The organism is Bacillus sp. AFS055030 (genome assembly GCF_002574545.1).
Classification (GTDB): Bacteria; Bacillota; Bacilli; order Bacillales; family Bacillaceae_G; genus Gottfriedia.
Genome location: NZ_NUGT01000022.1, coordinates 21,492 through 32,745, shown reverse-complemented (window position 1 = coordinate 32,745; position 11,254 = coordinate 21,492). Strand labels below are relative to the sequence as shown.

Annotated in this window: 11 protein-coding genes and 2 tRNA genes; all 13 read right to left on the bottom strand. The window is 34.3% G+C overall.

Annotation, left to right across the window (positions count from 1 at the left end):
- Positions 1–7: 7 nt before the first annotated feature.
- A tRNA-Glu gene (locus CN925_RS10630) sits at positions 8–79 on the bottom strand.
- Positions 80–90: 11 nt separating this feature from the next.
- Positions 91–167, bottom strand: a tRNA-Met gene (locus tag CN925_RS10625).
- Between the two features lie 154 nt (positions 168–321).
- On the bottom strand, positions 322–792 hold the full coding sequence (locus CN925_RS10620; RefSeq protein ID WP_056474447.1) for a S1 domain-containing RNA-binding protein: 471 nt from the start codon (positions 790–792) through the stop codon (positions 322–324).
- 85 nt (positions 793–877) lie between these two features.
- Positions 878–1,255, bottom strand: a complete 378-nt coding sequence (locus tag CN925_RS10615; RefSeq protein ID WP_098846225.1) for an FtsB family cell division protein — start codon at positions 1,253–1,255, stop codon at positions 878–880.
- Complete coding sequence (gene yabQ / locus CN925_RS10610) at positions 1,256–1,867, bottom strand: spore cortex biosynthesis protein YabQ (RefSeq protein ID WP_098846224.1); 612 nt, start codon at positions 1,865–1,867, stop codon at positions 1,256–1,258.
- Complete coding sequence (gene yabP, locus CN925_RS10605) at positions 1,864–2,169, bottom strand: sporulation protein YabP (protein ID WP_056474457.1); 306 nt, start codon at positions 2,167–2,169, stop codon at positions 1,864–1,866. The genes yabQ and yabP overlap by 4 nt, the downstream gene beginning before the upstream one ends.
- Positions 2,170–2,259: 90 nt before the next feature.
- On the bottom strand, positions 2,260–2,529 hold the full coding sequence (locus tag CN925_RS10600; protein WP_098846223.1) for an RNA-binding S4 domain-containing protein: 270 nt from the start codon (positions 2,527–2,529) through the stop codon (positions 2,260–2,262).
- Positions 2,530–2,563: 34 nt separating this feature from the next.
- Positions 2,564–4,018 carry a bifunctional methyltransferase/pyrophosphohydrolase YabN gene (yabN, locus tag CN925_RS10595; RefSeq protein ID WP_098846222.1) on the bottom strand — a complete coding sequence of 485 codons (1,455 nt, stop codon included), beginning with the start codon at positions 4,016–4,018 and terminating at the stop codon, positions 2,564–2,566.
- A gap of 18 nt (positions 4,019–4,036) precedes the next feature.
- Entirely contained in the window at positions 4,037–5,626 is a 1,590-nt protein-coding gene (locus CN925_RS10590) for a putative polysaccharide biosynthesis protein (RefSeq protein WP_098846221.1), read from the bottom strand.
- A gap of 212 nt (positions 5,627–5,838) precedes the next feature.
- On the bottom strand, positions 5,839–6,375 hold the full coding sequence (gene spoVT / locus CN925_RS10585; protein WP_098846220.1) for a stage V sporulation protein T: 537 nt from the start codon (positions 6,373–6,375) through the stop codon (positions 5,839–5,841).
- A 231-nt stretch (positions 6,376–6,606) separates the two neighbouring features.
- Positions 6,607–10,137, bottom strand: coding sequence for a transcription-repair coupling factor (gene mfd / locus CN925_RS10580; protein ID WP_098846219.1), 3,531 nt, complete (start codon positions 10,135–10,137; stop codon positions 6,607–6,609).
- Between the two features lie 172 nt (positions 10,138–10,309).
- Positions 10,310–10,543 (bottom strand): anti-sigma-F factor Fin, encoded by a 234-nt coding sequence (locus CN925_RS10575; protein ID WP_180232930.1) that lies wholly within the window; start codon positions 10,541–10,543, stop codon positions 10,310–10,312.
- Between the two features lie 90 nt (positions 10,544–10,633).
- Positions 10,634–11,197 (bottom strand): aminoacyl-tRNA hydrolase, encoded by a 564-nt coding sequence (gene pth, locus CN925_RS10570; protein WP_098846217.1) that lies wholly within the window; start codon positions 11,195–11,197, stop codon positions 10,634–10,636.
- Between the last annotated feature and the right edge of the window lie 57 nt (positions 11,198–11,254).

The window sequence follows — 11,254 nt, the reverse complement described above, 5'->3', positions numbered from 1 at the left end:
TTTTGTATGACCCGTACGGGATTCGAACCCGTGTTACCGCCGTGAAAGGGCGGTGTCTTAACCACTTGACCAACGGGCCGTTAAAGGGAATGGTAGCGGCGGAGGGAGTCGAACCCACGACCTCACGGGTATGAACCGTACGCTCTAGCCAGCTGAGCTACACCGCCATTATCTTTAAACGACAAGATTTATAATATCATGGTACTAATTTATCGTCAACAGTTTTTTTAAATGTTATTTTATTATTTTTTCATACAAAAACGCACCCCATCAAAGAGTGCGTGTTCTATATACCTATTTATGTCCTGACAAGGTAGGAAATTAGCCTCGACGAGCTCCACGACCACCACGTTTAGATTCTGTGTTACGTTTTAATGAAGCTAGACGATCTTCACTGTCTTTTAAAAATTTACTCATTTTTTGATCAAATGTTTCTTTAACCGGACGTTGATCTGAACGGTTTTGATTTTTTCCACGGTTTCCACCACCGCCGCCTCCATATGAAGGTCTGCTTTGACGAGGTCTTTGCTCACGCTCTCCCTCTTTTACTGGTGGACGTTCTTTCGCTTTTTTAATTGAAAGGCCGATTTTACCGTCTTTTTCAACATTGATTACTTTTACTTCTACTTCATCGCCAACTTTTAAATGTTCATTAATATCTTTAACATAGTTGTCAGCTACTTCACTAATGTGAACAAGTCCAGTTACTCCTTCTGGTAACTCAACAAAAGCACCAAAATTTGTAATTCCTGTAACTTTCCCACTAACTTTGCTGCCTACCTCAATTGACATAAAAAAAATGCTCCTCCTTAAAAATGTTTAACTGGATTTACTATATTATATAAAATTATAAAAACAAGTGTCAATGAAACGATAATTACTTGATATTTGGAAAAATTATTTCTCCCTTTTTAGAAAAAAATAAATTCTTTCTAGCTAACTCAATAATATATTGATCATCGTTTAATTGTTCAATCATACGCTTCGAATCTTCTACCGAACTCTTTGTTTTCTTTAGATCAGCCTTTGCTAGTTTCAATTGTTTTACTTTAGTTGAATATACATGTTGTTGTGTTTCTAAATGAGACTGTAATAAAAAAAATAGGGGGACAGTTAAAAAGCAGAATAATGAAATACGCACTAAAAACTTTTTAAAACTCCTTCTCCTAGGCTTAACACTACGCTCCTCAACTAAAGTAATATTTTGTTTATCTTGAACTTGTCTAGTTAAATCCAACTTTCTCGCATGTTCCACCTATTTCTTCCTCCTATCTAAAAGGTTCTTTACTTTTTTAATAGTAGTAAGGAAGATATTCTTGAATTTTCCGAAAACTCCTTTAAATTGCATTAAATAGTTTTTGACTCGTTTTGGCACAAAAAACCAACATACTCTGCCGAAAAACAAAAGAATTGATAGTACAACGTTGTAAACTAAACGGATTAGTCGAATAAGGAGTCCATAAATAAACAAAAGAATAATGATTATTACCTGAATAATCCACTTTATAGGTTTTACAATAAATATTACGATTAACTTGACAATAATGCGGTAAAGGCTAATAACCAGCTTAATAACAAGTTCTAATAATTTTTTATAAATCGTTCGAAAAAGACTTTGATATGCCGCATAACCACATAATAAGGCTAATAGTAAATAAAACCTGAGTGCACCTTCATTAACTAAGTATAATACATAAAAAACTAATAGAGCCTGAAAAACCCAAAATAAAATATCAGTTGCAAATACAATCAATCGATTACGAGTACCTCGATATAAAAAACGATGGTATGTATCTAGTGCCATACCAAGATATGCACCCATACCAACCATCGCTATCATTGAGTAGAACTGAACGTTTAAGCTCATTTAAATAGCTTGCTAAAGATTCCTTTAGCTTTCCCTGAATTGTATTCGTCAATATAACAAAGTTCATTAATCTTTCCCTTTATTGCTACATGACCTTTTTCTACATCGAGGTTTTTCATTTGTAAATTATGACCTTTAATATGCAAAAAACCTAAAGCTGTTTCTAATAGAAACTCTTCACTATCAAAGCTCTCAACCTGTTTAACTCCAGTAATTTCAAGATATCTTCTACTTTTTAACGATAAATCTTGCTCGATTATTTGGCTTGTATTTTTGGCATTTAGCTCATACGGATTATTCATACTAGTCCCTCCATTTACATAAACTGTACCTCTAGTAAATCGATTCCTAATACAGTGTTATTTGTACAAGTATATGAAGGGACAACTTTTTTAGAACAAGCTATCTGACAGTTTTTCCTCACTTATGATCGTATACATTGAATCTGCTTCTTCTTTTCGAACGGTCTCTTTAAGTAAATTAATTTTTGCTGTAACAATTTTCTGTCCGAAACGAATTTTTAATTCATCATTTACTTTAACTTCTGTTGATGCTTTTGCAACTGTTCCGTTAATCGTTATTCTTCCTTGGTCAGCTACTTCTTTAGCAAGAGTACGACGCTTAATAATTCTCGATACTTTTAAAAATTTATCAAGTCTCATAATTTATTCTCCTCAATTCTCATTCAATTAGACATTATTCATATTTTTTAGCTTCATTCCATATCTCATCCATTTCATCAAGAGATACATCAGAAAATGTCTTATTTATTTCACGAAGTCTTGATTCAATATATTGAAAACGATTTGTAAATTTCATATTAGTTTTTAAAATCGCCTCTTCAGGGTTTACATCAATAAAACGTGCTAAATTAACAATACTAAATAACAAATCACCAAGTTCCGCTTCCATTTTAGATTGATCATTCAATTTGATGGCATCAAGAACTTCGGTTAACTCTTCCTTAACCTTATCTACCACTGGCGGTAGTTCCTTCCAGTCAAACCCTACTTTCGCAGCTTTGCCTTGCAGTTTCTCTGCTTTTAATAATCCTGAAAGATCCTTTGGTATGCCTGAAAGAACCGACTCAACTACATGTCCTTTTTCAGCTTGTTTTAATTCTTGCCAATTTTTTAATACGTCTTCCTCATCATTCACATGAACTGTTGAAAATACATGCGGGTGACGATAGATTAACTTACTCACTAATCCTTGAATTACGTCTTGGATTGAGAAGTAACCTTCATCTTCTCCGATTTGGGCGTGTAACATGACTTGAAGTAATACATCTCCAAGCTCTTCAATAATATGATCGTCATCTTCTTCATCGATTGCTTCAAGTAGCTCATAAGCCTCTTCTAATAAATACTTCTTCAGCGATTCATGGGTTTGCTTTTGATCCCATGGACATCCATTAGGGCCTCTTAGGGTTGCAATGACTGAGCGAAGTGTTTCAAATTGATGATATAGATCCTCTTCATTTTTAACTGGCGGTACATAAACACTTGTCAAATTATTGATGGATGTATCACGATCCAACTCAAACAATGGTACTCTTCTTATTATTTCATGCGAACTACCTGCTGCTGTAACAATTACGACTTCATAATCATCGGGAAGCTGCTCCATTAGCTTTAATTTCGCATGTGAGGCAGTCATTTGATCGTAAACTTGGCAAATGATTAAATGCTGTCTAAATGTAATCGATTCCTCTTCTAAGTCTGTTGCATCAACAAACTGGAAGCCTTCGATTGGATCAATCTTCAAACTAGTAAACATTGCATCTAGAAAGCTTTGTCCACCTTTGATATCTAGCTGAATATTGCCTTTTTCTGCAAGCTCTATTAAAAGCTGAACAGTTTTTTCCGCTACAAGTGGGTGGCCTGGAACAGCATATGTAATTGCCGCATTTTCAGAGGCTTTCACCAATAGTTGAACAATTTCTTGATAAACCTCTTCAAAGCGATCATGTTTTTCATATATTTCATCGAATGACAGGAATGTTAATCCTTCTGTTTCTAATTCACTTATAACAGGGTGGTCTTTTGTACGTAAATAAAGATTGTCAGTTTTTTGTAACAATTTATAAATACCAAACGGAAGCTGATTAAGGTCACCTGCTCCTAAACCTAAAACTGTAATCTTGTTCATTTTGATCCTCCTGTTCTTTTAAGAAAGCCATTTCTGCAGTTTTTTGCTTTTAACGATTGAGCATAGCTCTTCTACTGTAAATAACTTAATTTTTATTAACACAACCGCAAATACGATTGCACCTACAACCGCTGAAGATAGTGCCTCGACTAACATTCTTAAACGGAGCGGATTAATAAACATTGCATATTTTTCAAAAATGTACTCATAACCATATACACAACCATACATAATGGCTACAGATACTAGTAATTTTCCAATAAACTGAACGTCAAAAAATGTTACTTTTGACAATTTATATATATAAGCTAAGTTCAAAATCGTAACAATAATTAAAGCAGATACTGTTGAATAAGCTGCTCCTTTTGATCCAATTTGCTCCATTAAAATAACATTTCCAATAAATTTAACACATCCTCCAGCAATTACATTTAAAGCCGGGATTAAACTTTTACCTAATCCTTGCGCGATTGAAGATGTCGTAATTGATACACCTGCAAAGAAAATCGATATACATAAAACAGCAAGGACATCCGTCCCTAAATCATTTCGATAAAGCATTATATTGGTTGGATGAATAATTGAAATTAAACCAATTGTGGCTGCTGCACCTACTACAATACTTACTCTAATGGCACCTGAGATTCGATTATTAATAGAAAGATGTTCTTTGCGAACTAATTCACTAGATAAGTACGGAATTAAAGCAAGTGAAAACGATGAAGCAATGACAGAGCCTAATTGAATTAGCGGAAATCCACGGTCATATATACCCTTTACTAGCTTAGCACCTTCAACATGATATCCATATTGTACTAGTAACGGATAAAAAGTGAGTGAATCGATAAACTGAATGAATACAAGTACTAAGCTACTTAAGCTTAGTAAGATCCCTTGATACAAAATTGTTTTTAATTCTAAACGATAGGTTTTTAGTAAACCGAATGATGGTATGGTTAATCCAGAGCCACGAAAAGAAACCCAATAAAAGAAGTACATTATCGCTGCTATACTACCTAGTATCGAACCTGAAACAGCCCCTGCACCTACAATATAAAGATTGTCGGTCGTTTGCATTAAATAAAGAGATAAGACTAAAATCGTAATAACTCGGATTAATTGCTCAATCACCTGACTAACTGAAGTAGGTCCCATATCACCTAAACCTTGATAATATCCTCGAAATGCTGAAGTTATTGGAACAAATAAAAAGCCAACACTAACAACACGGATTAACATCGCTAGGTGATCATCACGCATAAACTTTGCTATACTATTACTTCCTATGTATAAAGTAAAGAAACACAACAACCCAATGACTAACAACATCATAAATGTTGCATAAACCAATTCTTTAGCCCCTTTGTCATCTTTTTTCGCCAATCTTTCAGCAACATAAGACGATAAAACTAATGGAAAGCCATATGTAGAAAAAGCTAGAGCAATCGCGTAGACTGGATATACCTGTTGGTAAATATAATAACCTAAATCGCCGGCAATATTTTGATACGGAATTTTATAAAACGCACTTAATACTTTCGATAATAATGATGCTATCGTTATGAACAATGCCCCTTGTAGGGCTGCTTTTTGCTTGGCTTTTTGCAAAAGGATAACAACTCCTTTGTTAGACGGTTCACCCTTTAATGTATTACATAATTAGGGCTTATGTAAAGAGTTGCCAAAAGAAAAACCCTCCCTTTCCCAAATTTGGCAAGTAGTGGTTTTGTTTAAAGGTGTATCCTGTCGTTAATAGCCTCAAAAAACAAAGACCAGTTAAGGTATTATTCCTCACTGGTCCATGTTTACTTCATATATGATTATTGCTCCATTTGTCTAGCTAAGAAATTAGTAGCAGTATCGATCGCTTTCTTTTCAACTTCGGAAATAGTTTTATCTTTTGAAAAGATAACAACAGCTCCAATTGGATCCCCACTTGCGATGACTGCTCCTACTGCATAGGATTGATATTTTTCAATTACACTTTCGATAAATGAAGCTTCCCCAGGATCGCTAACTACTTTTGAGTTACGCTCTGCCATCGTTTTCTCGATAATATCACCAATGTTTTTGTTTAAGTATTCTTTTTTGGAAGCCCCTGCAACTGCTACAACAGAATCTCGGTCACTTATTATGACAGTATGTCCAAGTGTGTCGTAAAGTGCATCAGCGTATTCCTTCGCAAAATCGCTTAATTCACTAATTGGTGAATATTTCTTTAAAATGACTTCTCCATCTCGGTCCACAAATATTTCTAATGGGTCACCTTCACGAATCCGTAAAGTTCTCCTAATTTCTTTTGGTATTACTACTCGACCTAAATCGTCAATTCGACGAACAATACCTGTTGCTTTCATACTTGTAAAGCGCCTCCTCACTTACTTGCATGTCTACGTTGATGAAAGATATCCGAGTGACAATGAGGTAAGGTCACCCTTAATTAATGATAGTATCCTACACAACGAAAGTTCTATACAAAATAAGTGAGATTTTTTAACACCTTTACTAAAAATATAGTACTATAAGCACTTTTTGGTAACTTATAAATACTTTATCGCAATATTAAAGCAGCCATTCAGATTATGTTCCTAAGCATTTACGCTCTCTTTTTTAACGTTCTTTAACCCATTAATTAAACCTTCTAGTGTAGTAAGCCAGTCAGCTGGATTTTTTCCTTTAACGTCTAGTGTTACTTTTAATTTTGATCCATCCATTCCTAAGCCAATACCTCGACCGAATGAGTTACATAGTTGGAACAACTTCCCGCCATCGATATTAGCACTTGCCTTTTCAGAAAAATAGACACTTACTTCTGATTTAACTTGTTTAATCAGTTCAATCTTCTCTGCAATAGCTAAAAGTTTAATATGAGCAACTTGACATAGATAGCCAACTTCTAGCGGGAAATCACCAAAACGATCCATTAATTCATCTTGTAAATCATTTAATTCTTCAAAAGTTTCAATACGTCTAAATTGCTTGTACATCTCAATTTTTTGCTTACTATCTTGAATATACGTATCAGGTAAATAAGCATCTACTTCAATGTCAATTTCAATTGAAATGGTATCTTCTTTCTTAACGCCTCTACGCTGCTCAATTGCATCTTTTAACATTTGAGAATATAAATCAAAACCAACCGAATCAATAAATCCGTGCTGTTGTGCACCTAGTAAATTCCCTGCACCTCGTATTGATAAGTCACGCATAGCGATTTTGAAACCTGAACCTAGTTCTGTAAATTCTTTAATTGCTTGCAGACGCTTCTCGGCAACCTCAGTCAACACTTTATCTTGTTTATATGTGAAGTAAGCATATGCCACTCTATTCGAACGTCCTACGCGCCCTCTTAATTGATAAAGAGTTGATAGCCCCATTCGATCTGCATCATATACAATCAATGTATTAACATTAGGAATATCTACACCTGTTTCGATAATCGTCGTGCTGACTAATACGTCATATTGGCCATCTAAAAAGGCATACATAACTGATTCTAGTTCCCCTTCATTCATTCGACCATGAGCTACAGCTACTTTTGCATCTGGTACAAGCATTGAAATCTGTTCAGCCATACGTTCAATATCTTCCACTCGATTATATAAGAAATAAATTTGTCCATCTCGAGCAAGCTCTCTTTCAATCGCTTCCCTCACTAATGCAGCATTATATTCAACTACATATGTCTGAACTGGAAAACGATTTTCTGGCGGTGTTTCAATAACTGATAAATCTCTTACTCCTAGCATCGACATATGCAATGTACGAGGTATTGGAGTTGCTGTTAACGTTAAAACGTCTATATTTGCTTTTAGTTGTTTTATTTTTTCTTTATGGGATACACCGAATCTTTGCTCTTCATCAATAATTAAAAGTCCTAAATCTTTATATACAATATCTTTTGATAATAGACGATGTGTTCCAACTACTATATCGACAGAACCTTCTTTTAAGCCTTTCATCGTTTCAAGCTGCTGCTTGCGAGTTCGGAAACGATTTAACAGACCGATATTAATTGGATGATCTTGAAACCTCTCTCTTAATGTTTCGAAATGCTGCTGTGCCAAAATTGTAGTAGGAACTAGTATAGCAACTTGCTTACCTTCAACAATTGCTTTAAAAGCCGCTCGAATAGCTACTTCTGTTTTTCCGTATCCTACATCACCGCAAAGCAGTCGATCCATTGGACGTTCTCTTTCCATATCCTTTTTAATTTCTTGAATTGATCTAAGTTGATCGTCAGTTTCCTGATAAGGGAATGAAGCTTCAAATTCTTGTTGTTCGAGTCCATCAGGTGAAAATGCATAGCCTTTTGATGCTTCGCGTTCTGCATAAAGCTTAATTAAGTCATCAGCTATATCTTGAACTGAACCTTCAACCTTCTTCTTAACTTTTTTCCAATCAGTCCCACCAAGCTTATAAATCTTTGGCTCTTTACCTTCAGATCCAACATACTTTTGTACTTGATCAATTTGTTCAATCGGTACGAATAATTTATCATCACCATGATATCGAATATGTAAATAATCTTTATGAATTCCATTAATCTCTAGTGTTTCAATTCCTAAAAATTTACCAATACCATGATTTACATGAACAACATAATCTCCAACTTTTAATTCTGAGTAATTTTTTATTCGTTCTGCATTTGATAATTTTGTATTGACTCTTTTTTTCTTCTTAGCTTTTTTTGTGAATAACTCACGCTCTGTTATGAGAACAAATTTTTCTAAAGGAAGTTCGAACCCAGAACGGAGATCACCTTTCATAATGTATACTTCACCATTTTTTATTTGTTCCAGTGAAGAAACAATTTTACCCTCAATTTTATAATCTGCTAATATATTTTCAATTTTACTTGTTCTTTCTTCACTTTCGCCGAGCATAACAATGGTATATTTATTTTTCTTCCAACGATCTAATTCATTTTTCAACAGATTCATTTGTCCATGAAACTCTTGCATCGATTTACATTGAATTGAGACTACCTGTTCAGGATGCGTATGAGGTACTCTTCTTGGAAAAAGACTCGTGTGAATTTGTTGGCGCTTTCTTGATTGCAGTAAATCAAAAAAGTCATGTGAAAAACTTACTCCATGTAATGCATTTCCTTCAGCTAGTAAGGATGTATACCACTCTGCTTCATCCTTTTTAAGCTGCTCTACAATTTCATGAACCCTCGAAATCTCATCAATAACAACGACAGTTTCCATAGGAACATAATCTAGTAAACTAAATTGGTTTTCATAGATTAGACCAAAATATTTGTATATTTGATCAATCAATTGCCCTTGTTTTAGTTGTTCAAGATCATAAGTTACCTTTTCAACCAATAACTCTTTTACTTGTTGATCACTTATTTTTGATAGAGTTGTTTTGAATGCTTGTTCGATTCGTTGAACGCCTAATTGCAAATCAGTTTTTGAAATAATCCTTTCAGTCGCCGGACCAATATGGACACTCTCATATTTTGTAATAGATCTTTGAGAATCAGGAGAAAACGAACGGATTGAGTCGATTTCTGTGTCAAAGAGCTCAATTCGAATAGGGTCTTCATACGTTAGCGGATAAATATCTAGAATTCCTCCGCGTACGCTAAACTCCCCTTTACTTTCAACCATCCCAACACGTTCATAGCCCATTTGAACAAACTTTGAAATCAAATTCGATAAGTCGATTTCTTCACCAATTTCAAAATTGATCTGGTTGTTAGACCATAACTCTGGAGATGGCAAATAGCCAATTAATCCAGAAACAGGCGTAACGACTATCGACGGTTTTTTTGACATCAAACTATTTAACGCAATTAGTCTTTGTGATCTAAGCTCCGGACTTGATACTGCAATCTCTGAAGCAATCAATTCATTTGCAGGATATAAAAAAACTTTATCTTCCCCAACAACCGATTTTAAGTCTTCCGATACTTTTTGAGCTTGAAGAAGATTATTTGTCACAATTAACTGAGTTTGCCCAGTTTCTTTAAAAACGGCTCCAGAAAGCAACGTTTTCGCAGACCCCGTTAAATTTGTAACCAATTGTTCTCTTAGCCCATTTTTTAGGCCACTTATTACTTTCTTAATATCTTTATACTGGTTAAATTGTTCAATTAAACCAATCACGAAGTCAATCTCCCCTAACAGTCAATCTAAGTAACATTAATCTTAGTTGAAGTTTATATTTATAATTTTTTTAACTTTATCATTTTAAGTATCATTCATAGCTAAACATACTAAATCTTAACAGAGTCTAGAAAAAAACAGAAAAACGCCTCAGTTATAAACCAAAGGCAATTTAATTTATGAAATTCTTATATTCATGATAATGTGGAAACTCAGATAGAGTCATTTCGCAATCCTCGCACACAATATAAATTACTTGATTAGGAGATTGAATAAAATTTACAAAATCGCTTAATTCTTCCTCGAAAGAATGACAATACGAAGATGAAACTTGTAACAATTGTTGTTTTTCAATACTACCCATTTGTTTTTTACAATACCGACACTGACAATCTAATACTTCCATTACTTCCTCCATACTACAAAAAAATTCATATATACAGTATGGATTGTACTAACTATACTTATTCAATGTGAAAGCTTAAATTCCTGTTTTTTATTTTTTATTATATTGATTCATTACATCCACGAATGAATGCTTTAAAAAATATTCACATGCATCTGCAGCTCTTTTTACGCCAGCAACTACTTCTGCAATTTCTTCTTCAAAAAAGTTTGATAATACATGATTAACGACACTCATTCCATTTGACGGACGATCAACACCAATTCGAATACGTTGGAATTCTTGAGTTCCTAAGTGCTGAATTAATGACTTTATACCATTATGCCCCCCGGCACTTCCTTTTGTACGTAAACGTAACTTCCCTGTTGGAATATCCATTTCATCATATAAGACAACAAGATCTTCTATTTCAATATTGAAGTAATCCATGAATGGTCTTACACATTCACCTGACAAGTTCATATATGTTAAAGGTTTTAATAAGAAAACTTTTTCTCCGTCCACAATTCCTGAAGTATAAATTCCATTAAATTTTTGTTGGGTTAACGATAAACCCCATCGGTGAGCTAATTCATCGATTGCAATGAACCCGATATTATGTCGCGTTCTTTCATATTCTCTACCTGGGTTGCCTAATCCTACAAACAACTTCATTTCATGATCCTCCATTCTAACTCACTTGGTTATATTGCGAAAAGACGTAACCACTTC